The organism is Duffyella sp. Ts4, from assembly GCF_051851875.1.
GTDB classification, from domain to species: Bacteria; Pseudomonadota; Gammaproteobacteria; order Enterobacterales; family Enterobacteriaceae; genus Duffyella; species Duffyella gerundensis.
The window spans coordinates 60,949-83,613 of sequence record NZ_JBLYPN010000009.1 but is presented as its reverse complement, the minus strand read 5'-3'; the positions used below and the strand labels follow the sequence as shown (position 1 = coordinate 83,613).

Annotated in this window: 22 protein-coding genes, 1 pseudogene and 1 other annotated feature; of the genes and pseudogenes, 7 read left to right on the top strand and 16 right to left on the bottom strand. The window is 51.8% G+C overall.

The genetic code is table 11. From position 1 onward, the window contains the following. The 5 genes from glf (at position 1) to gndA (ending at position 5,966) form a co-directional block, all read left to right on the top strand. Positions 1–1,152 (top strand): UDP-galactopyranose mutase, encoded by a 1,152-nt coding sequence (glf, locus tag ACJY2L_RS14225; RefSeq protein WP_439212362.1) that lies wholly within the window; start codon positions 1–3, stop codon positions 1,150–1,152. Continuing rightward, positions 1,149–2,051, top strand: a complete 903-nt coding sequence (locus ACJY2L_RS14220) for a glycosyltransferase (protein WP_315310302.1) — start codon at positions 1,149–1,151, stop codon at positions 2,049–2,051. The genes glf and ACJY2L_RS14220 overlap by 4 nt, the downstream gene beginning before the upstream one ends. Next, positions 2,051–3,175: a glycosyltransferase family 4 protein gene (locus tag ACJY2L_RS14215; protein WP_439212361.1), complete on the top strand. Its 1,125-nt coding sequence runs from the start codon at positions 2,051–2,053 to the stop codon at positions 3,173–3,175. The genes ACJY2L_RS14220 and ACJY2L_RS14215 overlap by 1 nt, the downstream gene beginning before the upstream one ends. Next, positions 3,168–4,406, top strand: a complete 1,239-nt coding sequence (locus ACJY2L_RS14210) for a capsular polysaccharide export protein, LipB/KpsS family (protein ID WP_439212360.1) — start codon at positions 3,168–3,170, stop codon at positions 4,404–4,406. Before ACJY2L_RS14215 ends, ACJY2L_RS14210 begins: the two co-directional genes overlap by 8 nt. Positions 4,407–4,556: 150 nt before the next feature. Next, positions 4,557–5,966, top strand: coding sequence for an NADP-dependent phosphogluconate dehydrogenase (gene gndA, locus ACJY2L_RS14205; protein ID WP_439212359.1), 1,410 nt, complete (start codon positions 4,557–4,559; stop codon positions 5,964–5,966). 75 nt (positions 5,967–6,041) lie between these two features. Here gndA and ACJY2L_RS14200 read toward each other — a convergent pair whose 3' ends face one another. The 13 genes and pseudogenes from ACJY2L_RS14200 to hisL form a co-directional block, all read right to left on the bottom strand. Continuing rightward, the gene (locus tag ACJY2L_RS14200; protein WP_439212358.1) at positions 6,042–7,112 is read right to left on the bottom strand and encodes an acyltransferase family protein; all 1,071 of its coding nucleotides are present in this window, start codon (positions 7,110–7,112) and stop codon (positions 6,042–6,044) included. 151 nt (positions 7,113–7,263) lie between these two features. Beyond that, the gene (locus tag ACJY2L_RS14195) at positions 7,264–8,562 is read right to left on the bottom strand and encodes a succinylglutamate desuccinylase/aspartoacylase family protein (RefSeq protein WP_439212357.1); all 1,299 of its coding nucleotides are present in this window, start codon (positions 8,560–8,562) and stop codon (positions 7,264–7,266) included. Positions 8,563–8,668: 106 nt separating this feature from the next. Continuing rightward, a pseudogene (locus tag ACJY2L_RS14190) lies at positions 8,669–9,426 on the bottom strand (ABC transporter substrate-binding protein). Positions 9,427–9,530: 104 nt separating this feature from the next. Next, positions 9,531–10,010: a YbaK/prolyl-tRNA synthetase associated domain-containing protein gene (locus ACJY2L_RS14185; protein ID WP_439212356.1), complete on the bottom strand. Its 480-nt coding sequence runs from the start codon at positions 10,008–10,010 to the stop codon at positions 9,531–9,533. Between the two features lie 81 nt (positions 10,011–10,091). Continuing rightward, positions 10,092–10,703 carry a bifunctional phosphoribosyl-AMP cyclohydrolase/phosphoribosyl-ATP diphosphatase HisIE gene (hisIE, locus tag ACJY2L_RS14180; RefSeq protein ID WP_187487477.1) on the bottom strand — a complete coding sequence of 204 codons (612 nt, stop codon included), beginning with the start codon at positions 10,701–10,703 and terminating at the stop codon, positions 10,092–10,094. Further along, on the bottom strand, positions 10,697–11,473 hold the full coding sequence (gene hisF, locus ACJY2L_RS14175; protein WP_439212355.1) for an imidazole glycerol phosphate synthase subunit HisF: 777 nt from the start codon (positions 11,471–11,473) through the stop codon (positions 10,697–10,699). Before hisF ends, hisIE begins: the two co-directional genes overlap by 7 nt. Next, entirely contained in the window at positions 11,455–12,192 is a 738-nt protein-coding gene (gene hisA, locus ACJY2L_RS14170) for a 1-(5-phosphoribosyl)-5-[(5-phosphoribosylamino)methylideneamino]imidazole-4-carboxamide isomerase (RefSeq protein ID WP_439212354.1), read from the bottom strand. The genes hisF and hisA overlap by 19 nt, the downstream gene beginning before the upstream one ends. Positions 12,193–12,194: 2 nt before the next feature. After that, positions 12,195–12,785: an imidazole glycerol phosphate synthase subunit HisH gene (gene hisH / locus ACJY2L_RS14165; RefSeq protein WP_439212353.1), complete on the bottom strand. Its 591-nt coding sequence runs from the start codon at positions 12,783–12,785 to the stop codon at positions 12,195–12,197. After that, the gene (hisB, locus tag ACJY2L_RS14160) at positions 12,785–13,852 is read right to left on the bottom strand and encodes a bifunctional histidinol-phosphatase/imidazoleglycerol-phosphate dehydratase HisB (protein ID WP_439212352.1); all 1,068 of its coding nucleotides are present in this window, start codon (positions 13,850–13,852) and stop codon (positions 12,785–12,787) included. The genes hisH and hisB overlap by 1 nt, the downstream gene beginning before the upstream one ends. Continuing rightward, positions 13,849–14,931 carry a histidinol-phosphate transaminase gene (gene hisC, locus ACJY2L_RS14155; RefSeq protein WP_439212351.1) on the bottom strand — a complete coding sequence of 361 codons (1,083 nt, stop codon included), beginning with the start codon at positions 14,929–14,931 and terminating at the stop codon, positions 13,849–13,851. The genes hisB and hisC overlap by 4 nt, the downstream gene beginning before the upstream one ends. After that, a complete protein-coding gene (hisD, locus tag ACJY2L_RS14150) occupies positions 14,928–16,235 on the bottom strand; it encodes a histidinol dehydrogenase (RefSeq protein WP_225701526.1) in 1,308 nt (435 codons plus the stop codon). The genes hisC and hisD overlap by 4 nt, the downstream gene beginning before the upstream one ends. A 4-nt stretch (positions 16,236–16,239) precedes the next feature. Continuing rightward, the gene (gene hisG / locus ACJY2L_RS14145; protein ID WP_067431998.1) at positions 16,240–17,139 is read right to left on the bottom strand and encodes an ATP phosphoribosyltransferase; all 900 of its coding nucleotides are present in this window, start codon (positions 17,137–17,139) and stop codon (positions 16,240–16,242) included. Positions 17,140–17,194: 55 nt separating this feature from the next. Beyond that, positions 17,195–17,319, bottom strand: a sequence feature (His leader region). Continuing rightward, a complete protein-coding gene (hisL, locus tag ACJY2L_RS14140) occupies positions 17,295–17,342 on the bottom strand; it encodes a his operon leader peptide (protein WP_157883921.1) in 48 nt (15 codons plus the stop codon). Its footprint overlaps the feature before it by 25 nt. 170 nt (positions 17,343–17,512) lie before the next feature. Here hisL and ACJY2L_RS14135 point away from each other — a divergent pair, with 170 nt between their 5' ends. After that, on the top strand, positions 17,513–18,337 hold the full coding sequence (locus ACJY2L_RS14135) for an SDR family oxidoreductase (protein ID WP_439212350.1): 825 nt from the start codon (positions 17,513–17,515) through the stop codon (positions 18,335–18,337). Between the two features lies 1 nt (position 18,338). On the opposite strand, the gene ACJY2L_RS14130 is transcribed toward ACJY2L_RS14135, so the two are convergent. From ACJY2L_RS14130 to puuD, 3 genes are read right to left on the bottom strand one after another with little or no spacing between them, the layout of a single operon-like run. Beyond that, positions 18,339–19,616, bottom strand: a complete 1,278-nt coding sequence (locus tag ACJY2L_RS14130) for an NAD(P)/FAD-dependent oxidoreductase (RefSeq protein WP_082691690.1) — start codon at positions 19,614–19,616, stop codon at positions 18,339–18,341. Between the two features lie 23 nt (positions 19,617–19,639). Beyond that, positions 19,640–20,197: an HTH-type transcriptional regulator PuuR gene (puuR, locus tag ACJY2L_RS14125; RefSeq protein ID WP_439212349.1), complete on the bottom strand. Its 558-nt coding sequence runs from the start codon at positions 20,195–20,197 to the stop codon at positions 19,640–19,642. After that, positions 20,194–20,958: a gamma-glutamyl-gamma-aminobutyrate hydrolase gene (puuD, locus tag ACJY2L_RS14120; protein WP_439212348.1), complete on the bottom strand. Its 765-nt coding sequence runs from the start codon at positions 20,956–20,958 to the stop codon at positions 20,194–20,196. Before puuD ends, puuR begins: the two co-directional genes overlap by 4 nt. Positions 20,959–21,165: 207 nt before the next feature. On the opposite strand from puuD, the gene ACJY2L_RS14115 reads away from it, so the two are divergent. Continuing rightward, positions 21,166–22,584 carry a glutamine synthetase family protein gene (locus ACJY2L_RS14115; RefSeq protein WP_439212668.1) on the top strand — a complete coding sequence of 473 codons (1,419 nt, stop codon included), beginning with the start codon at positions 21,166–21,168 and terminating at the stop codon, positions 22,582–22,584. The last annotated feature ends 81 nt before the right edge of the window (positions 22,585–22,665 follow it).

Here is a 22,665-nt window from a genome sequence, read left to right as displayed (position 1 = left end):
ATGAAAAAGAATATTCTGATCGTTGGTGCTGGTTTTTCTGGTGCGGTAATTGGCCGTGAACTGGCTGAAGATGGCCATAAAGTACGTATTATCGATGCGCGCAATCATATAGCGGGTAACTGCTACAGTGAAAGAGACGCTAAAACGAATGTGATGGTTCATACATATGGACCTCATATTTTCCATACTGATAATGAAAAAGTGTGGGAATACATCAACTCACATTGCGAAATGATGCCCTATATCAACCGCGTCAAGGCGACTGTAAATGGCAGCGTATATTCGCTTCCTATCAATCTGCATACGATTAATCAGTTTTTTGGCCAAACCTGCAACCCGAAGCAAGCGAAAGAACTCATTGATTCCAAAGGTGACAGAAGCATTACCGATCCTCAGACTTTCGAGGAGCAGGCATTACGCTTTGTGGGTAAAGAGCTATATGAAGCCTTTTTCAAAGGCTACACAATCAAACAATGGGGAATGGAACCTAAAGAGTTACCTGCGTCTATTCTGAAAAGATTGCCTGTCAGATTCAATTATGATGATAACTATTTCAATCATAAGTATCAGGGAATGCCGAAAGAGGGCTACACCCCTATCGTAGAATCGATTCTCAACCATGAAAATATCACTGTTGAATTAAATACCCGTTTTGATCGTAACGAAAAAGTGAATTATGACCATGTCTTTTATAGCGGTCCGTTAGACGGGTATTTCAATTTCAAATCAGGTCGTCTAGGTTACCGGACGTTAGACTTTAAGCGTTTTGAAGCTGAAGGTGATTATCAGGGCTGCGCCGTAATGAACTATGGTGAGGTCGATGTTCCCTATACGCGCATTACTGAGCACAAATATTTTTCACCTTGGGAAGATCATGAACAGTCTGTCTGCTATGAAGAATATAGCAGATCCTGCACTGAAAACGATATTCCCTATTACCCCATCAGGCAGATGGGCGAAATGCAGCTGCTGCATAAATATCTTGATGAAGCGGAAAAGGAAGAGAATATTACTTTTATCGGTCGTTTAGGTACTTATCGCTATCTTGATATGGACGTAACGATAAAAGAAGCTCTGGACATTGTTGAAAAATACCGCGAGGCGCTGGGCAACGATCAGAAAATGCCCGTTTTCTCGGTTAACCCTAGATGAAGATTGCCGCTTTAATCGTCACCTACAATCGTCTCGAAAAACTTAAAAAGTGTTGGGCTGCGGTAGCATCATTACCCTTTCATGAAATAGTTATTGTGGATAATGCATCTACAGATGCTACCTCTGAGTGGTTAAAAAATCTGATTGATCCACGGCTAAAAATAATTTCAAGTGAAGTTAATGATGGCGGAGCTGGTGGCTTTTACAGAGGCTCTGAATGGATAGCATTAAACAGCACCCCGGATTGGGTGCTGTTCTTCGATGATGACGCCTATCCGGACTCAACATTACTCGACAAATTCACAGCCAGTGACAAGCAAAACGCTCAGGCGATTGCGACCCGGGTTCTGGATACGCGTGGTACGCGTTGTAAAATGAATATCCCATGGAAAAAAATACCTAATACTGTTAGTGAGTTGCTGCAGTATTCTGGTGAAAAATCTGAATTTGAAGCTATTGAATTGGTTTCTACAGAGATTCAGGCATTTTCATTTGTTGGGGTTTTCGTAGCGTTTGATACGCTTAAAGAGACATATCAGTTCATTAATAAATCACTTTTTATCTATTTCGATGATGTATTCTATTCGTGGAAATTGCATATCGAGGATTGCAAATTAATATATAATCCCGATCTGGTTTTTCACCACGATGTTGTTGAATCCAGTTCTGCTATGATGCCATGGAAAATTTACTATTTAGCACGCAATTTAATATTATCGCGTTATATCTTCCCTGACAAAAAACCGTTCAGCATTGTTTCTATCTCAATGCGGATAACGAAATATTATCTGATGGCTGTGAAGTCGGAGAGTAAGCTTAGTTATCTTGCGTCTCTATCCAGAGGTGTTGTTGATGGTTTGTTCTTTGCAGCGAAAGGTTTCAAAAATGGCAGGCGTTAATGAAAAAGCTTTGTTTTTATATTAATTCTGATTGGTATTTCAATTTACACTGGAAAGAGCGGGCGCTCGCTGCAAAAGAAAATGGATATGAAGTTCATGTAGTCTGCAATTTCGAAAATGCAAAGATCTTCAATGATTTCGAGTCTTCAGGCATTCAACCCCATAATTCCAGGATGTCAGAGCAATCTCTCAATCCGTTTGTCATATTCAGGGATTTGGTCCGGTCTCTTCAAATTATCAGGAAAATAAATCCTGACATCCTACACTGCATAACCATTAAGCCGTGCCTTATCGGTGGCTTTTATGCAAAAGCTTTCAGAAAAAAACTGGTATTAAGCTTTGTTGGCCTGGGACGTGTATTCTCCTCGAATGCAAAAAAATACAGAATACTTAAATATATTGTTTCAATTTTTTATCGCTGGATTAGTAAAAAAAAGGACATTTTCTTTATCTTCGAACATGATTTGGACCGCGATAAAATAATATCAATTACTGGAATCGATTCCAGTAAAACGATTGTGATCGATGGTGCAGGAATTGATACTGGAAAATTTGAATATCTGAATGAACCCGATAATACACCGCCAACAGTACTATTTGCCAGTCGTCTTATCTGGAGCAAGGGCCTTTCTGATCTGGTTGAAGCCAGAAAGGTTCTCCTTAAAAAAGGGATCCATTTTAACCTGGTTGTTGCAGGCATTACTGTTAAGAAAGACCCTGACGCTATTCCCGATAATGTCATCAGGAAATGGTCCGAAGCAGAAGATATTATCTGGCTTGGTCAACGCGATGATGTAAAAACGCTTATAGAGGAATCAAATATCGTTGCTCTGCCATCAGTTTATGCCGAGGGTGTGCCAAGGATTTTGATAGAGGCTGCGGCTGTTGGGCGTCCCTCAATCGCTTACGACAGGGGGGGATGCAGTAGTATCGTTGTTAACAACAATACAGGTTTTATCGTCGATAAAAACATTGACGATCTGGCACAAAAACTTGAAACGTTAATTACGAATAAAAAATTGAGAGCGGAATTTGGAATCAATGCTCGGGCTTGGGTAATGTCGCGTTTTTGCTCGACGTATGTGATAAAGAAAACGTTGGGGGTATACAATGAACTTGAGTGACAAAGTAGAGAAATCCATGCCATCAAAAATCGTTGTAGAAGTTCCGGTATCATGGATGAAAAACCCAGTCGATGGACATAAGCACAGATTTTTTATTAATAACCTGATTCTGGCTCTTACAGAAAGGAAAATTCCTCTTTATTTCAGAGAAGTTCCATTTGGCGCTGATGAGGCTCCCAGAAAGCCTGAAAAGGGAACTTTAGTCTTTTCTTATCACTCATGGGGTGATGAAAATAACGTAGTAAGGATGAAGGAAGCTGCAATTACTCCGTTATTTTCAATGGAATTTTCTGGCTATTCAGGATGGTCCGATATTTCGCTAAACTTTGACGAATACAGAGAAAAAGTCAGTGCTTTAGATGAAAATGAAGTCGAAAAAATACTCGATGAATGGAAATTGAAGTTCATTGAAAAAAACGAGTCAAAATATCCTCAGTCTGACGAGGCACTGCCTGACAGTGCTAATGATTTTGTTTTCTATCCTATGCAGGTTCAGAATGACCCGGTTGCTATTCATAGTCACTATGATGGCGTCCGGTTACTGCTAGATGCGGCTGATGTTGCACGAGAAAAACAAGTTTATTTATTCGTTAAAAGACATCCGTTCTGCCAGTCTTTTGCTGTTGAAGAGACGATTACATTGCTGACCCAAAGCAATCCCTGGGTGGTCAGAACCAACAGCAACATTCATCACCTAATCAGAGAATCCAGATCGGTTATTACCATCAACTCCGGCGTTGGAATTGAAGCATTAATTGACGGAGCCTCTGTTTTTTGTGCAGGCAAGTGTGAATGGCAGCAGTGCTCAAACATAATCGAAGATAAAAAAGATCTGGAAAAAGCATTTTCTGATAATCCTGATAAAATGAATACAGAACAGAAAAAATTGCTTGCCTTCCTCTTAACCGACTACTGGATCGATCCTAATAAAACGTCAAGACTTGACGATGCAATCGATAAAGCATTAGCCAGTTTTGATCCTGAATATGGTGATTTGACCACGGATTTAAATCCGTCAGATGTATTGTTGCCTATTATACTGGACCTGCACGGCCGGCTTGAATATGAACAGCGTAAAGCGAAGCAATCTACCCTTGATGCGTATGCAGCAATAGACCTGTATGAAAACCTCAAGAAAGAAAAGGAAAGTATCGTCTCTGAACTTCAACGCTATATTGAACGAGTCAGAGTATGTGAAGAAGAGTTAGAGCAGTTACGCAACAAAATATAATTCCCACGTCGGGTTTCAGACAGGAACATGTTCTTTTTTGTCTGTTAGTGCTTGATTTTACAACCCTATGTAATTTTAGATTAGCATCATGTATTATGAAAAAGTGCATTTTTGAATGATTATTAGTCTCAAATCAGACAGGAGTAAATAATGTCCAAGCAACAGATCGGCGTTGTAGGTATGGCAGTGATGGGCCGCAATCTGGCTCTTAACATTGAGAGCCGCGGTTACACTGTTTCTATCTTCAACCGTTCACGCGAAAAGACTGACGAAGTCATCGCCGAGAACCAGGGCAAGAAGCTTGCTCCTTTTTACACCGTTGAAGAGTTTGTTGAATCGCTGGAAAAACCTCGTCGTATCCTGCTGATGGTTCAGGCGGGTGAAGCGACTGACAAGACTATCGCCTCACTGACACCACACCTGGATAAAGGCGACATCCTGATTGATGGCGGTAACACCTTCTACAAAGACACCATCCGTCGTAACAAAGAGCTTTCTGATCAGGGCTTCAACTTCATCGGTACCGGCGTTTCCGGCGGTGAAGAGGGTGCACTGAAAGGTCCATCCATCATGCCTGGTGGCCAGAAAGAAGCCTACGAGCTGGTTGCACCGATTCTGGATAAGATTGCGGCACGTGCAGAAGATGGCGAAGCCTGTGTGGCTTACATCGGTCCGAATGGCGCGGGTCACTATGTGAAGATGGTTCACAACGGCATCGAATATGGCGATATGCAGCTGATCGCAGAAGCCTACGCTCTGCTGAAAGGCGCGCTGGGTCTGAACAACGAAGAACTGGCTGAAACCTTCACCGACTGGAACAACGGCGAGCTGAGCAGCTACCTGATCGACATCACCAAAGATATCTTCACCAAGAAAGACGAAGACGGTAAATACCTGGTTGATGTGATTCTGGATGAAGCAGCGAACAAAGGCACCGGTAAATGGACCAGCCAGAGCTCACTGGATCTTGGCGAACCGCTGTCACTGATCACCGAGTCTGTCTTCGCTCGTTACCTCTCCTCACTGAAAACGCAGCGTGTTGCGGCCTCTAAAGTACTGAGCGGCCCACAGGCTAAAGCCTTCACAGGTGACAAAGCGGAATTCATCGAGAAAGTTCGTCGCGCTCTGTACCTGGGCAAAATTGTCTCTTATGCGCAGGGCTTCTCACAGCTGCGTGCTGCGTCAGAAGAGAACAACTGGGAGCTGCACTACGGGGAAATCGCTAAGATCTTCCGCGCTGGCTGCATCATTCGTGCCCAGTTCCTGCAGAAGATCACCGATGCTTATGAAGCCGATACAGGCATCGCTAACCTGCTGCTGGCTCCGTACTTCAAAGATATCGCGGATCAGTATCAGCAGGCGCTGCGTGATGTCGTTTCTTACGCAATTCAGAACGGTATCCCAACGCCAACCTTCTCCGCGGCGATCGCTTACTACGACAGCTACCGTTCAGAAGTGTTGCCTGCAAACCTGATTCAGGCGCAGCGCGACTACTTTGGTGCGCATACGTATAAGCGTATTGATAAAGATGGCGTGTTCCACACTGAGTGGTTAGATTAACTAAAATAGTAAAGGCCTCTTCGGAGGCCTTTTTGTTACTCTTTAAAATAAGTTATTTCAGGGAGCGTTTGGTAATTACAAAGCATCAGAGCTATAATGTTTATCAATTGAGTTATCGGATTTTTCCTTAAGTCTTTTATATATTGGCAATTCAAAGCGGTTGTATATGAAGTGTGAAATAGAAACTAACGCTATTATAAATGTTAATGTTTGGATTACTAAATTGCTCTTTCTAAAAAAACTGGTCTGGTCAAGAAGCAACATTATAGGCGTATGTAGCAAATATATTGAAAAGCTGATATTACCGAAATAAACCATTACTTTGTTGGATGCGAAGGTACTCCAGAAGCTAGAATAATTTATTAGTGTAAAGAATATGTAGCAGAAAGAAACGATTACCAGCACGTCATGAGAGTGAATAGTAGATTTTGAATAAATAAAGTATCCAGCTATAGCTACGGCGAGTGTCTGGAATGCCGTTATCAGGAAACCAGCATTTTGTTTCGAAGAAGCATAATTTGATAGGTTTGATATGAGTACTCCCAGTGAAATGCCCGCGATACATTTAAGCATTCCCGATGAGAATAAAAACAGATGAAGATCTGTTGCTGCTTCAAGATTATGATGTCTGGCATAAACAAGAAGATAACAGATGACGGCAATAGTTATTAGCGTGAAGTTATTTTTTATTTTTATTAATAACGGGAATGCAAAAATAGAAGCATATAGCTCTACTGATATTGACCAGCTTGGATCATTCCAGTTCCAGGATGACGCAAAACCTAAACCATGTATTAAAAGCATATTATACATAGCGGTCAGACCTGGGTTTTCGAAAGGGAAACTATCGAAGAATTTACTATAAATAAGATAAGTAATTACAAAAGTCAGGATATGCAAAGGGTAAAGTCGCTCCAGACGATGTAATGAATATTTAAAAAATTCACTACTGGAACTCAATAACTTTTCTTTATAAATGTAAGAAAGTACTATACCAGACAGTATGAAAAAACCATCTACAGATATGTAGGAATGAGAAAAATTAACATTTCCCCATCCCATTCGGCTACCGATCCAGTGTCCTGCAACAACTGTCCAGCATAGTAAGCCTCTGCAACCATCAAGCTCCAATAGCCTTTGCTTCATATATCCTCGGATTTAATGCGTAAAATGTAAAGAAATTGTAAGACTTTTTAATTTAATTTCTTGTACTTATCAAGCATTAAGCGTTTTTTTGTTAAAAAACCCAAGACTTTCAGAAAGTAAGGTAATGGATAGATGCTTTTACCACTATATTTTACACCACCAGCAAATCCCCGCTCCGAATCTCCCGTTCACCGGCCAGCCGCACCACCAGCATGCCTGCCGTTGCAAATCTTACCCAGTGCCTCGCATAGAGAATACCGCCATACTCCGCTACCAGCGGAGTGATGTGGTCCGTAATCGGATCAACAATCTCAGCCACCACTTCTCCCGGACGAATCAGTGCGCCCAGCGGTTTGCGATGCAGAATCAACCCTGACATCGGCGAATGAATATATTCACAGCCTGCTAACGGCGTAGGTGGATTTTTCAGGGCAGGGGAGGCGGCCGCCGAACCCTCGCTGTGACGTTCTTTAATCACGCCCGTCTCGCCCGGTGCTTCAGCAACGTCAGGTACGTTCAAACCAATCGGCCCGTCATTGATGGCCACGATATCGTCACCGCCCGCACTCGCCGGAACCAGTTCATCGCCGCCGATGACGGGCGCGGCCACCTCTACGGAAATCGACGGTTCGCTGTAGCCGATATAACCGCCTTCCTGCAGCGCCGGAATAATGGCATCCGCATCTTTCTCCGCCTGTTCAGGCGACACATCACGCACGCCACGCAGCTCCAGCGTCACCGGCAGTAAGCCGCGCGGCATCGGGTAATCCTTGCCAAATCGCTCTGCCAGCGTCAGCCAGGGTTCGCAGCAGGCTTCATCAAATGGCTCTCCACCGGAGATCTGTGCCAGCAGCTGTACTTCACTGCCTAACCAGCGCGCCAGCGGCTCAATGTCCGGCCAAGCATGCGGCGTGGTATAGAGATGCGGTACAGCTTCCCAGTCACAGTGCAGGTCAATCATCAGATCGGCCTGACTGGCCATGCGCATCAGCGTATAGCGCTGTGCATCCAGCTCGGTTTTTGGCACGGTATCGCGATAATGACGATCAATCGCATCGCGGATAAGGTTCCTGTTCTGTGATTCACTCTGGGTCAGACTCTCAGCCAGCCCGGCGGCCAGTGTTGTGCCCAGTGACGGGAAGCGGCGATTAAAGTCCTGACCGGAGAGGGTATGGAAGCGGCCCAGATGCGTACCGTGCCAGTGCTGTCCCAGTGCCAGCGGATTGGCTACCGGTACCAGGGTAAATGCAGCTTTAAGCTGTCCGGCAGACTCCAGCGCCTGCAGCCGCTGCTTTAAATACCAGGCAACCGCCATACCGGGCAGTTCGTCGCCATGCAGCGCAGCCTGAATATAAACCTGACGTTCATTGTCCTCAGCAAAATGAAAACTGATGATTTCACGCTGGGTGCCTAAAGAGGCGCTTAACAGTGGATGATGTTGTTGATGCATACCGTGTTAATGTCCTTTAATCGGCAAAGGACGACAGCGCGCCGTCCCGAAAAAGTTAGAGTATAGTGCCGGATCGCGGTGAGGACGAAAAAGGGCGACCGCGAGTTTATTGCTGGATTGAGATATCCGTGGCGAAGTAGCGCTTCTGAATCTGATCAAAGGTGCCATTCTTTTTGATTTCGGCAAAGGCATTATCCAGCGCCGTTTTCAGTTCGGTATCGCCTTTGCGCAGGCCAATTGCCGTGCCTGGGCCGATAATCGGATCCTGAATAATCGGGCCAGCCAGTTCAAAATCTTTGCCCTGCGGATGCTTCAGGAAGCCAATCGCCGCCTGTGCCGCGTCGGTAAAGACGGCATCCAGTCGGCCAGAAACCAGATCGCTTTCTACCTGTGCCTGATCGCCATAGGGCACCACGGTCACACCATGAGGCTGCCATTTCGCCAGCGCATAACGTTCCTGTACCGTTCCCTGCTGCACACCGACCGTTTTGCCTTTCAGTGAGTCGGCCGTCATCAGCACGCCAGTGCCTTTGCGGGCAATCAGCTGGGTGAGGGTATCATATAGCGGAACGGTGAAATCGATCTGCTTCAGGCGCTCTTCCGTAATGCCGATGTGTGACAGAATAGCATCGAATTTACGCGCCTTTAGAGCCGGGATCATGCCGTGAAACTCGCTCTCAACCCAGACGCATTTCGCCTGCATCTGGATACACAGTGCATTACCCAGATGGATATTGAAACCGACCAGCTTGCCCTGGAGTGTTTTGGATTCAAACGGTGCATAGTGAGATCGACAGCGAAGCGTATCTGCTCGATTTTTACCTGCGTGCTGAAGGCGCAGCCAGCTATTACAGCGAGCACCAGCGTCTTCCGCTGACTGGCAGAAAAGCATTTATTTCAATAGTAAAAGTCTTCGTATGTCGTGATGAGGGCTCACGCGGAGTAACATTGACCGGTATTGATGGAAATTACTGGATGATATTCAGGATGTTAGCCTTGCATAGTGCCCGGTAATCGTTGGTGTTAAGGATCACCGATTTCTCCAGCAAACCCGCATTAAAAGCTATCTCGTCAAATCGCTCAAACAGCAGCGGGTCAACCAGCAGGCGTAAATCAGGATGAAAGCTAAACGGCGGAATGGCACCAAACACGCAACCCGTTAGCCTGTCCACTTCTGCCGGGCTGGCGAGCGAGGCGCGCGTACCGCCTGCCGCTGAAGCGACGCGTGTTAAATCGGCCTGCTGGTCGGCGGGTAACACTGCCAGCACATGCTGACGAATACCGTTACCTTTGACGTGGCAAACCAGCGCTTTGGCACCCTGGCCGATGGCGGTACCGCGAATGGCAGCGACCTCTTCACATTTACCGGTTGGTGTATGCTCCATTAGTGTGTAACGCGCCTGATGCTGGTCGAGCAGGGCAAGCAGTTTTTCATGGGTGGTCGTCATCGTGGGCTCCAGCAAGGATAGGGCGGGGAAAGGGAATAACCCGCTCAGGAGAGAACCTGCGCGGGTGGTAATCAAAGGGAATTATTTATGACGCTGGCGCAGGTTCTCAATAATGGTGCTGAGATTTAAATCCTGGTCCTGCAGCAGTACCAACAAATGATAGATCAGGTCGGACGCTTCATTGGTCAGCTCATGGCGATCGTTAACCGTGGCCGCCAGTGCGGTCTCGACGCCTTCCTCACCCACTTTCTGCGCGATGCGCTTGGTGCCGCTGGCATAGAGTTTGGCGGTATAAGAGCTTTCAGGATCGGCGCTTTTACGCGATGCCAGCAGCTCTTCCAGTTGATAGAGGAAAGTCCAGTCGGCCGCTGCCGGTGCGAAGCAACTGGACGTGCCTTTATGACAGGTTGGGCCAAGGGGATTAGCCAGCACCAGCAGCGTGTCGTTATCGCAATCGGGCGTAATGCTTACCACGTTGAGGAAATGACCAGAGGTTTCGCCTTTGGTCCACAGTCGCTGTTTGGTGCGTGACCAGAAGGTCACTTTGCCTTCGTTCAGCGTGTGCGTTAACGCCTGCTGATTCATGTAGCCATGCATCAACACTTCGCCAGAGACGCTGTGCTGCACAATGACCGGCATCATGCCGTCGGTTTTCACCCAATCCAGTTGGTCCAGTTGTTCTGCTGTTAACACGCGCGAATCTCCACTTCTTTAGCGATCAGGAACTGTTTCAGCTCACCGATATTAATAATCTGCTTATGGAACACCGATGCCGCCAGCGCGCCATCAACGTTAGCCACATCAAAGGCTTCAAAAAAATGTTCCATGGTGCCGGCACCGCCAGAGGCAATCAGCGGCACTTTACACACCTCGCGCACTTTCTTCAGCTGCACCAGATCGTAGCCGTTACGCACGCCGTCCTGGTTCATCATGTTCAGCACTATTTCACCGGCGCCACGTTTCTGCACTTCCTGCACCCAGTCGAGCGTTTGCCATTCGGTCACGCGCGTGCGCGCTTCGTCGCCGGTGTATTGATTGACCTGGTAAATGCCATTGGCTTCATCAAACCAGGTATCGATACCGACCACGATGCACTGCACACCAAAACGATCGGCGAGGCGGGTAATCAGCGACGGATCGGCCAGTGCCGGTGAATTGATGGAAATCTTGTCGGCGCCAAACGAGAGAATCTGTGCGGCCTCTTCCGGCGTTTTAATGCCACCAGCCACGCAGAAGGGAATATCAATGACTTCTGCCACGCGCGACACCCAGCTTTTATCAACCACCCGGCCATCAGAAGAGGCGGTAATATCGTAGAACACCAGTTCATCTGCGCCTTCTTCCGCGTAGCGCTGCGCTAGCGGAACGATGTCGCCGATGATTTCATGATTGCGGAACTGCACGCCTTTCACCACCTGGCCGTCACGTACATCAAGACAAGGAATTATCCGTTTTGCCAGCATGAAATCGCCTCCGCTACCGTAAATTTGTTTTCTAAAAGTGCCCGACCGACAATCACGCCGCGCGCACCGCTGCCGCGCAGGGCGGCGATATCGTCCAGTGAACCAATGCCACCGGACGACTGAAAGCTGACCTCAGGATAGCGCGCTGCCACGTCCTGATAGAGCGCGACGTTAGAGCCGCTCAGCGTACCATCGCGTGAAATATCGGTGCACAGCACGTGTTTGAGGCCAAACGGCTGATACTGTTCGATCACTTCCTCCAGCGTCACGCCTGCTGCTTCCTGCCAGCCGCTGATCGCCACTTCCTTACGGTTGTTGGCGTCAATGCGCACGTCCAGCGCCAGCACAATCGCCTCGGCACCAAACTCACGGAACCACTGCTGAACTTCTTCAGGATCTTTTACCGCCGTGGAGCCAACCACCACGCGCGCCGCGCCCGCAGCCAGCAGCGCCGCCACGTCGTCACGGCTACGAATACCGCCACCCACCTGCACTGGCACGCTGACGCCCGCAATCAGGGTTTTCAGCAGGGGTATTTGCCGTGCGGCGGGATCTTTCGCGCCGGTCAGGTCAACCAGATGCAACAGCTGCGCGCCCTGACGCTCATAGTCTTGCAGGCGTGGCAACGGATCGCTGCCATAATCGCGCTGCTGGCCATAATCGCCCTGATGCAGCCGAACCACCTTGCCCTCAATTAAATCTAAAGCGGGGATAATCATCCTTACATCTCCAGGAAGTTCTTCAGCAACTGCGCGCCCGCTTTGCCGGAGCGCTCAGGGTGGAACTGCACGCCGTAAAAATTATCTCTCTGCACCGCAGCAGTGAAGGCTTCGCCGTAATGGCACTGGGCGATGGTACTGGCGTTGATCGGCATGGCGTAGCTGTGCACAAAGTAAAAATAGGCATCTTCGGCAATACCACGAAACAGATGATGGCCCGCCAGGGAGGAAATCTGGTTCCAGCCCATGTGGGGTAGCGGCAGATCGTGTGTGTTCATCAGCGTTATCGGCTGATCGACAATACCCAGCGTCGGCACGCCGCCGCTCTCATCGCTGGTGGCACCCAGCAGCTGCATGCCGAGACAGATGCCCAACACCGGTTGGGTACAGGCTTTGATCAGCCCGATTAGCTCACGTTCATGTAGCTGATCCATTGCTGCCTGAGCAGTGCCGACGCCCGGTAAAAATAGCTTATCGGCGTTGAGCACGATATCCGCTTCGCGGCTGACCTGCGGCTCATAACCCAAACGCTGCACTGCCCATTTCACCGAAGAGAGATTGGCGCAGCCGGTATCCAGAATCACAATATCCATTACAGCACTCCCTTCGAACTCGGCAGCGTATTGCCTTCAACGCGAATCGCCTGGCGCAGCGTGCGGCCAAAGGCCTTAAACAGGCTCTCCACGCGGTGATGATCGTTCTTGCCCTTGGTTTTCAGGTGCAGCGTGCTCGCCATGGTGTAAGAGAGCGAGCGGAAGAAGTGCTCAACCATTTCCGTGCTGAGATCGCCGACGCGCTGATAGGTAAACTCCGCCTTGTATTCGAGATGCGGGCGGCCGGAGATATCCAGCGCGCAGCGCGCCAGGCATTCGTCCATCGGCAATACAAAACCGAAGCGGCCGATGCCACGCTTATCGCCCAGCGCTTTCAGCAACGCTTCACCCAGCGCAAGGCCGGTATCTTCCACGGTGTGGTGATCGTCAATATAGAGATCGCCTTTCACCTCAATGTTCATGCGAAAGCCGCCGTGGGTGGCGATCTGATCCAGCATATGGTCAAAGAAACCAACGCCGGTGTTAAAGCGGCTACCGCCTTCGCGATCCAGCCAGACTTCTACTTTGATTTGCGTCTCTTTGGTGTTGCGTTCCACCAGCGCATGGCGATCGCGTTTGGTCAGCTGCGCGGCAATCGCGTTCCAGTCGAGGTTCTCGTTACCGTAACGCAGGCCCTGAATGCCCATGTTTTCGGCCAGCTCGATATCAGTAGCCCGGTCGCCGATCACATAGCTGTTGGCCTTGTCCAGCGCACCGTCAGTGAGCCAGGCTTCCACCATTTTGACTTTAGGCTTGCGGCAGTCGCAGTGATCTTCCGGCTTATGCGGGCAGATCAGCACATCGCTGAAGGTGATGCCCTGCGAAATTAGGATCTGCATCATCAGGTTGTGTGGGCCATCAAAATCCGCCTGTGGAAAGCTGCTGGTGCCTAAACCATCCTGATTGGTGATCATCACCAGCTGATAGCCCGCTTTCTGCAGCTTCAGCAGCGCTGGAATGGCATCCGGCTCAAAGGCGAGCTTGTCCATACGGTCGACCTGAAAATCTTCGGGCGGCTCAGAAATAATGGTGCCGTCGCGGTCAATAAAAAGCGTTTTCTGGCTCATGCGTGCTCCCTGGAAGCGCCGGATAAAAGTTGCAGTGCAGCGATAACGCGTTCGCACTCGTCGCGGGTACCGATAGAAATACGCAAGCATCCCGCCAGCCCCGGCTGTTTGTTTTGATCGCGCAAAATAATGCCCTGATCCCACAAGGTTTTAAAGATAGTGGGAGAATCGCTAAAGCGCGCCAGAACATAGTTGGTTTCGCTGGCGAAAACCTGCTCTACGCAGGCGCACTGACGCAGCGCATCGAGCAGCCACTGGCGATTATTGTTCAGCTGCGCGACATGCTGGCGCATCAGCGTAATACCATCATCGCTTAATGCCTGGCCGGCAATATCTGCCACCGGCGTGGAAAGCGGGTAGGGTGCAATCACCTTCATCAACAGATCGATCACCGGTGGATTCGCCAGGGTAAAACCGCAGCGCAGACCGGCTAGCGCAAAGGCTTTGGACAGCGTGCGCAGAATCACCAGGTGCGGATACTCCGCCAGCCAGCTCGCCAGCGTCGCCTGGGGACAGAACTCAATATAAGCTTCATCGGCAATCAGCAGCGCCTTGCCGCGCGTCATCTCCAGCAGCTGACGAATATCGTCAGCGCTGATCAGATTGCCGGTAGGATTGTTCGGGCTGCACATATAGACCAGCTTGACGCCATCCAGCTGTTCAGCGATAGCTGGCAGGTTCAGCTGCCAGTTATCGGTGGCCGCCACGGTACGGTATTCAATCCCGATGGTCTCCGCGCTGACGCTGTACATGCCGTAGGTCGGCGGGCAGAACAGAATCGCATCTTTGCCTGGTTCACAGAAGGCGCGCATCAGCAGCTCAATGCCTTCATCGGCACCGCGGCTCACCAGCACCTGATCGGATTGCAAACCGGCATAACGGGCGTAGCGCTCGATCACCAACTTCGGCTGACATTCCGGATAGCGATTCAGCGTATTTTGCGACAGCTCAAACGGCACCGGCAGTGGAAACTCGTTGGCATTCAGCCAGACGTCGCCGTTGCCACCCAGGCGGCGCGCCGACTGGTAAGGCGTTAAGTCGCGCACGTTGGCCCGGGCCAGCGCAGTGATATCGGTCATGCTTTCTCCTTAAGAGCGGCAACGCGCAGCGTAACGGCATTTTTGTGGGCAATCAGCTGCTCGGCAGCAGCCAGGGTTTCAATCGTCGGCGCCAGCTGCAAAAAGCCCTGCGGCGTCAGCTCCTGCACCGTCATACGCTTCTGGAAATCGGCCAGGCCAAGGCTCGAGCAGGTGGCGGTATAACCATAAGTTGGCAGCACGTGGTTGGTGCCGGAGGCGTAATCGCCTGCCGATTCGGGCGACCAGTCGCCGAGAAATACTGAACCAGCGCTGGTGATGCTCTCCACCCAGTCACGCGCCTGGCGCGTCTGGATGATCAGGTGCTCAGGGCCGTAGCGGTTGGAGATTTCCACGCACTGCGCCAGATCGCGGGCCACAATCAGACGGCTGCTCTCCAGCGCCTTACGGGCGGTTTCCGCACGCGGCAGTTGCGCCAGCTGGCGCTCTACTGCTTCAGCCACCGCCGTCGCCAGCTCGGCGGATGGCGTGAGCAGAATCACCTGTGAGTCGGGACCGTGTTCCGCCTGTGAAAGCAGATCGGAGGCGACAAAATCGGGTGTGGCTTCAGCATCGGCAATCACCAGCACTTCAGATGGACCCGCAGGCATATCGATCGCCGCGCCATCCAGACGCTGGCTCACCTGGCGCTTGGCTTCGGTTACCCAGGCGTTACCCGGGCCAAAGATCTTATCCACTTTAGGCACCGATTCGGTACCCAGTGCCAGCGCAGCAATCGCCTGCGCGCCGCCAACCTGAAACACTTCCTGGACGCCACACAGCTGTGCCGCATACAGAATTTCATCAGCCACCGGCGGCGGGGAACAGAGCACCACGCGACCGCAACCGGCGATGCGGGCAGGCGTCGCCAACATTAATACGGTGGAAAACAGCGGCGCAGAGCCGCCAGGAATATACAGGCCAACCGAGCGCACCGGGCGCGTCACCTGCTGGCAGCGCACGCCAGGCTGCGTTTCGATATCCACAGCCGGCAGCTGCTGGGCGACGTGAAAGGTCTCGATATTGCGTACGGCGATCGCCATCGCCTGTTTGACCTTGTCGTCAAGGCGCGCGGACGCCGCGTCGATCTCCGCCTGCGACACGCGCAACGCATCGACCTGAGTTTTATCGAAGGTGGCGCTGTAATAACGCAGGGCGTCGTCGCCTTCCGCTTTCACCTTGTCAAGGATGGCGCGCACCGTCTGCGTAATGGCATCAGACGCAGAAATCGCCGGGCGCATCAGCAGACGTTGCTGTTGCTCGTCACTGCACTGATTCCAGTCAATAAGGGTATTGAATGCGCTCATCGTCTTACTCCATCATCTTCTCAATTGGCAATACCAGAATGGAGCTGGCACCCAGCGCCTTCAGTTTTTCCATGGTTTCCCAGAACAGCGTTTCGCTGCTGACCATGTGCATCGCCACGCGGCTCTTGTCGCCCGCCAGCGGCAGCACGGTTGGACGTTCAGCGCCCGGCAGCAGGCCAATCACCTCTTCCAGACGATCGCTTGGCGCGTGCAGCATGATGTATTTTGATTCGCGCGCTTTGATGACGCCCTGAATGCGCGTCATCAGCTTGTCGATCAGCTCCTGCTTGGCGGCGGACATTTCGCCGTCACGCTGAATCAGCACCGCTTTGGAACGATAAATAACATCGACTTCGCGCAGGCCATTGGCTTCCAGCGTGGCACCGGTAGAGACCAGATCGCAAATGGCATCGGCCAGACCGGCACGCGGTGCCACCTCAACCGAACCGTTCAGCAGGCAAGATTTAAAAGGAATGCCTTTCTTGTCCAGATATTGCTTCAGGATGTGGGGATAAGAGGTCGCGATGCGGGCGTTTTCCAGACACTGCGGGCCGGTGTACTCTTCATCAACCGGCATCGCCAGCGACAGACGGCAGCCGCCGAAATCAAGGCGGCGCAGGGTAAAGTAACGCGGATCATCGCCCTGAGCACGACGGTCCAGCAGCTCTTCTTCGAGTACGTTTTCGCCAATAATGCCGAGGTCAACCACACCGTCCATCACCAGACCTGGAATATCGTCATCGCGCACGCGCAGGATATCGATAGGCATGTTCTCAGCGAAGGCGATCAAACGCTGCTCCTGCAGATTGATTTTGATGCCGCAGCGCGTCAGCAATTCGCGTGATTCATCGCTTAAACGGCCAGATTTCTGCATAGCTATGCGTAAACGGGTGTTATCTAACATCGGTCCTGTCCTCATAAAATCCTGTTGATGGCTGGCGGATGTTTTACGTCAGCCCATAAAAAAACCCCCGGAAGATAATCTTCCGGGGGCTCTCTTTGCGTTGTTCGCGCCACTGGAAGATCCTAAACGTCTTCCAGCACTCATCGCCTGAAAGACTAGTCAGGGTGATGGTGATGATGGTGGGTGAACTGTACGCTGGTCATATAAATCCGTGTGAATGTCTATTCATTAGTCTGCCAATTAACCTAACCAGATTAGCCAACGAAGGCAACCCTTTTTTTCAGCATGTTACCGGATGGAAACAATCAGCCATTGTCAGTCACGGCGGGCTGACGTAGCTTAAGGCAAGAACCGTCTCAAAGAGGAATAAAGGATGAAAAAGGTAGCGATTGTTGGCCTGGGTTGGTTGGGCATGCCGTTAGCCATGGCGCTGGCCGCGCGTGGCTGGCAGGTCAGCGGCACCAAAACCACGCCCGACGGTGTGGATGCCGCGCGCCGCTGTGGCATTGATGCCTGCCAGTTGGAGCTGACACCTGAAATTGTGTGCGATGCCGATGAGCTCGAATCACTGCTTAAGGTGGATGTGCTGATTGTGACGCTGCCCGCCAGCCGCACGGTGGAAGGCGGTGAGAAATATATGCAGGCGGTGCAGAACATCGTCGATAGCGCGCTGGCTTACAACGTGCCGCGTATCCTGTTCACCAGCTCAACCTCGGTTTACGGTAAAGGTGCGGGCGTGATGAAAGAAAGCAGCGAGCTGGTGCCGGAAACCGTAGCGGGCAAAACGCTGGTGGAGCTGGAAAACTGGTTGCACGGTTTGCCTAATACCTCAGTGGATATTCTGCGTCTGGCGGGGCTGGTGGGGCCTAATCGTCATCCGGGCCGCTTTCTTGCGGGCAAAACCGATCTGCAGGATGGCGGGCAGGGGGTCAATCTGGTGCACCTTGATGATGTGATCAATGCCATCATCCTGCTGCTGCAAACCCCAAAAGGCGGGCACGTCTATAACCTCTGCGCGCCTCAGCATCCGGCACGCAACCAGTTTTATCCGACAGTGGCAAAACAGCTGGGGTTAACCGCCCCCACCTTTGTTGCCGATCCGGGTGAGCCAGGCAAAGTGATCGACGGCGGGAAAATTTGTCATGAGCTGGGGTTTGAGTACAGCTACAGCGATCCAACGGTGATGCCACTGGGTTAATTCACACCCCCAATCTGTCCCTTAGCGCGTACCACACCGCGCCCATGGCGGTCAGCGGCACCTTGAAGCGTCGGCCGCCGGGGAAGGGCAGGTGCGGTATGTTAGCGAAGGCGTCGAAGCGTTCGGCGTCGCCGCGTAGCGTTTCAGCAATCAGCTTTCCTGCCAGATGAGTAAAGGTCACGCCGTGGCCGCTGTCGCCCTGCATAAAATAGGTGTTGTGCTCCAGCCGACCAAAATGCGGCATGCGCGATAGCGTCAGCAGGAAGTTTCCACTCCAGCGATGGCTGATTTTCACCCCTTGCAACTGCGGGAAAGTGCGCAGCAGCTTGGGCAAAATCAGGTTGTCGATATCCTGCGGCTCGCGGGCGCCGTAGATCACACCGCCGCCGTAGAGCAGGCGGTTATCGGCAGTAAGACGGAAATAATCGAGCAGATAGTTACAATCTTCCACGCAATAATTGTTCGGCAGCAGGCTCAGCGCCTGATCGCGGCTCAACGGTTCGGTGGTGATAATCTGCGAACCGCAGGGCATGCTTTTGCCACTCAGACGCGGCTCGACCTGCGGCGAAATGTAGGCATTGCCAGCAAAAATCACAAATTTCGCGGTGACTTCACCGCTGGCGGTTTTAACACGGTTTGGGTTGCCGTAATCAATGGCCGTGGCGGCGGAAAACTCATAGATGCGGCCGCCGTGACGGCGTATCGCTTCGGCTTCGCCAAGCGCAAGGTTTAACGGATGCAGATGGCCGCCCTGCAGATCGAGCAGCCCGCCAACGTAGCGCTCTGAGGCCACTTCGCGTCGAATGCCGGTTTCGTCCAGCAATTCCAGCTGATGATTGCCGTAATGTTCCCAGCGGGCTTTCTGCGCCCGCAGGTGATTCAGCTGCCGGTTATTCAGCGCGGCGAAAATGCCGCCGGGACGATAATCACAGGCGATCGCGTAACGATCGATGCGATCGCGGATGATCGCTGCGCCTTCGAACATCATGCTGCCCAGCATGCGCGCGCTTTCTGCGCCATAGCGCTGTTCAATAACGTCGATATCGCGGCTGTAAGAATTAACTACCTGACCGCCATTACGGCCGCTGGCACCATAGCCAACGCGCGCTGCTTCCAGCACCACCACGTCATAACCCGCTTCGGTGAGAAACAGCGCAGAAGAGAGGCCGGTAAAGCCGCCGCCAATGATGCAGACATCGGTCTGAATCGACTCTTCCAGCCGCGGCCAGTCGTCGTGGTCATTGGCGGTCGCCGCGTAAAAACTCTCGATATGTTTCATCATGACCTCGGCTGGAAAACCGCCTAAAACGTGGCGGGCGTGTGGGCGCTAACGATGCGGCACGGCGTTGCGGACAGATTACTGAAACTGTGCGGCTGCCCGGTATCAATGACATAACTTTCGCCAGCACAGAGGTGATAACGCTGGCCGCCAACCGTCAGGATAATTTCTCCCTCAAGCAGGGTGCCGGTCTCTTCTCCCTGATGCCGAATCTTCTCGCCGGTGGTGGCACCGGGCTCGTAGGTTTCCAATAGCATCGCCAGCGTGCGCAGAGCATTACCATTGTGGATCAGCTTCAGTGAGACGCCCTGACCGCCAATATCGATCAGATCCTCGGGTTGAATCACCACTTTTGGCGCTGCGGCGATCACCGGTTCAGAGAAGAATTCCGACAGCGACAGGTTATAGACCTTGAGCAGCTTTTGCAGCGTGCTTACCGCCGGGCTGACCTTGTCCTGCTCAATGGTGCTGATGGCGCTGTGCGTCAGCCCGGAAAGCTCGGCCACGCGCCGCTGCGATAACCCCTTTTCCTGACGAATTTGCGACAGGCGCCGTCCGGGCGCCAGGGTGGCTTCGCTCATGGTCGGGCGTCCTGCTGATAACGCTGGCTGGCGCGGATAAAGCCGCCGAACAGCTGTTGTGACAGCAGTGATTCAGCGGCGTGCCATTCCGGATGCCACTGCACCCCCAGCGCAAACGGATGATCGCGCAGGCTCACCGCTTCAATCAGGCCATCGGCGCTGCGCGCTTCACTGCGCAACGAAGGGCCCAGCGTTTTAATGCCTTGCTGATGCAGCGAATTAACACAAGAAGCAGTTTCGCCAGCCATCAGTTCGCGCAACAGGCCATCCGGCTCGATAACAATATCGTGCGCAGGGGCATATTGTTCATCCAGCGATAAGGTGCCGTTTTCACGATGATCGCGTAAACCCGGCTGCACATGAAGCTGACGATGCAGTGTGCCGCCAGTGGCCACCACCAGTTCCTGCAAGCCACGGCAGATTGCCAGCAGCGGTGTGCGATGCGCAATCAGCGCATTAATCAACGCGAAGGCGAGCTTATCGCGGCCGGGATCGGCGCACGGCTCATCGCCAGATTCACCATAGTGCCAGGGTTCGATATTACTTGGGCTGCCGGTTAACAGAATGCCGCTAAGCGGAGCCAGCGCCTGCTCAAGCAAATCGGGTGCTGCCAGCAAGCCGTGCGGCAGCGCCAGCGGAATACCGCCCGCCAGCAGGATGGCATCAAGGTATTTGTTATGCACCATCTGGCTGGGATGACCTTGCATGTCGATTTGGCACATTATTACGCCAATCAACGGCTTGTTAAAAATAATGCCCATCGCCTCTCCTGCGCACTGTTCAAAATTTCTTCCGAAAAAGCCCTTTTGCTGTAAATCTGTGCAATATATTGTCAATCTAGCAACGCACCGGTGGATATTCAAACAATAATGTTACATTTGCACACTTTTTAGGGAGGCGCTATGTTAGAGCAGTGGCTGTTTTTTTGAGCATTGCGCAACCTTCAAAAACGGTAAAGGGCGGGTGGGATCATGACCAATCTTGTCGAAGTAGAAGACTTCACGCGGCACAGTGAAGAGAAACGAACCAGCGCGTTCCAGCGAGAAGTGCAAACTTACCTGGAACGCTATCCTGAAACGCAGCACGTCGATATTCTTCTCAATGATTTAAACGGTGTTTTTCGCGGCAAGCGCATTCCGGTTACCAGCCTGACAAAGCTGGAAAAGGGCTGCTATTTTCCCGCCTCGGTGTTCGCCATGGACATTCTGGGCAACACGGTGGAAGCTGCCGGTCTTGGCCAGTCGATGGGCGAACCGGACAACATCTGCCTGCCGGTTGCCGATACGCTGGTTCCCTCCGCTACCGATCCTCATCATCTGGCGCAAATTCTGCTCACCATGCGCAATCAAGATGGCACTCCCTTTGACGTTGAACCCCGAAACGTACTCAATCACCTCTGGCAGCGCTTGCGCAACCGGGGATTGTTTCCGGTGGTAGCGGTAGAGCTGGAGTTCTATCTGGTGGATAAAATCCGCGATGCCGAAGGCTTTATCCAGCCGCCCTGTACGCCGGGCAGCGACGATCGCAACATGCAGTCGCAGGTCTATTCGGTGGATAATCTCGATCACTTTTCCGCGGTGCTCAGCGAGATTGATGAGCTGGCGCGTTTGCAGGGCATTCCTGCCGATGGCGCGCTGGCAGAGGCGTCGCCAGGGCAATTCGAAATCAACTTACATCACACGCGCAACGTGTTAAGCGCCTGCGATCATGCCATTCAGCTCAAGCGACTGGTGCGGCAGGTGGCCGAAAAACACGGCATGACCGCCACTTTCATGGCCAAGCCCTATGAAGAGTACGCGGGCAGCGGAATGCATGTGCATATCAGCATGCTGGATGCCGCCGATCATAATGCGCTGGCCAGCGACGACGGCAGCGATTCGCCGCTGTTGAAACGCGCGCTGGCCGGGATGATCGATTTGATGCCCGCCTCTATGGCGCTGCTGGCACCGAACGTCAACGCCTACCGCCGCTTTTTACCGGAATCTTTTGTGCCTTTGCAGGCCTCCTGGGGGCATAACAACCGAACTGTGGCACTACGCATTCCCTGTGGCGACGTGGAAAATCATCGCGTGGAATACCGTGTTGCGGGCGCCGATGCCAATCCCTATCTGGTCATGGCCGCAATACTTGCCGGTATTCTGCACGGGCTTGATAACCAGTTGCCGTTGCCGCACCCGGTTACCGGCAATGGCCATGAAGCCGATGGTAATCCGCTACCGATTCGCCAGAGCGATGCGCTGCTCGCCTTTGAAGAGAGTCACGCGCTGCGCAAGCTGCTGGGCGATCGGTTCGGTTTCGTCTGGTATCGCTGCAAACATCACGAAATGATGCACTTTGAGCGGTTAATCACCGCCACCGAAATCGACTGGATGCTGAAAAATGCCTGAGCCAGCGCGCATGGTTGGCGGTTAAAACCTGCGCCTGACCCGCAAGGCTGCGGCGGTGTGTTGCACCGTCCGGCATCCTGC

What these genes read in the sequence shown, in the direction of transcription:
- glf (WP_439212362.1), top strand. Translation starts at nt 1, where the DNA reads ATGAAAAAGAATATTCTGATCGTTGGTGCTGGTTTTTCTGGTGCGGTA.
- ACJY2L_RS14130 (WP_082691690.1), bottom strand. Translation starts at nt 19,616, where the DNA reads ATGAAACATATCGAGAGTTTTTACGCGGCGACCGCCAATGACCACGAC.
- ACJY2L_RS14195 (WP_439212357.1), bottom strand. Translation starts at nt 8,562, where the DNA reads ATGCATCAACAACATCATCCACTGTTAAGCGCCTCTTTAGGCACCCAG.
- hisC (WP_439212351.1), bottom strand. Translation starts at nt 14,931, where the DNA reads ATGACCGATATCACTGCGCTGGCCCGGGCCAACGTGCGCGACTTAACG.
- ACJY2L_RS14135 (WP_439212350.1), top strand. Translation starts at nt 17,513, where the DNA reads ATGAAAAAGGTAGCGATTGTTGGCCTGGGTTGGTTGGGCATGCCGTTA.
- puuR (WP_439212349.1), bottom strand. Translation starts at nt 20,197, where the DNA reads ATGAGCGAAGCCACCCTGGCGCCCGGACGGCGCCTGTCGCAAATTCGT.
- hisH (WP_439212353.1), bottom strand. Translation starts at nt 12,785, where the DNA reads ATGGATATTGTGATTCTGGATACCGGCTGCGCCAATCTCTCTTCGGTG.
- gndA (WP_439212359.1), top strand. Translation starts at nt 4,557, where the DNA reads ATGTCCAAGCAACAGATCGGCGTTGTAGGTATGGCAGTGATGGGCCGC.
- hisF (WP_439212355.1), bottom strand. Translation starts at nt 11,473, where the DNA reads ATGCTGGCAAAACGGATAATTCCTTGTCTTGATGTACGTGACGGCCAG.
- ACJY2L_RS14200 (WP_439212358.1), bottom strand. Translation starts at nt 7,112, where the DNA reads ATGAAGCAAAGGCTATTGGAGCTTGATGGTTGCAGAGGCTTACTATGC.
- puuD (WP_439212348.1), bottom strand. Translation starts at nt 20,958, where the DNA reads ATGGGCATTATTTTTAACAAGCCGTTGATTGGCGTAATAATGTGCCAA.
- ACJY2L_RS14220 (WP_315310302.1), top strand. Translation starts at nt 1,149, where the DNA reads ATGAAGATTGCCGCTTTAATCGTCACCTACAATCGTCTCGAAAAACTT.
- ACJY2L_RS14185 (WP_439212356.1), bottom strand. Translation starts at nt 10,010, where the DNA reads ATGACGACCACCCATGAAAAACTGCTTGCCCTGCTCGACCAGCATCAG.
- hisD (WP_225701526.1), bottom strand. Translation starts at nt 16,235, where the DNA reads ATGAGCGCATTCAATACCCTTATTGACTGGAATCAGTGCAGTGACGAG.
- ACJY2L_RS14215 (WP_439212361.1), top strand. Translation starts at nt 2,051, where the DNA reads ATGAAAAAGCTTTGTTTTTATATTAATTCTGATTGGTATTTCAATTTA.
- hisG (WP_067431998.1), bottom strand. Translation starts at nt 17,139, where the DNA reads ATGTTAGATAACACCCGTTTACGCATAGCTATGCAGAAATCTGGCCGT.
- hisB (WP_439212352.1), bottom strand. Translation starts at nt 13,852, where the DNA reads ATGAGCCAGAAAACGCTTTTTATTGACCGCGACGGCACCATTATTTCT.
- hisA (WP_439212354.1), bottom strand. Translation starts at nt 12,192, where the DNA reads ATGATTATCCCCGCTTTAGATTTAATTGAGGGCAAGGTGGTTCGGCTG.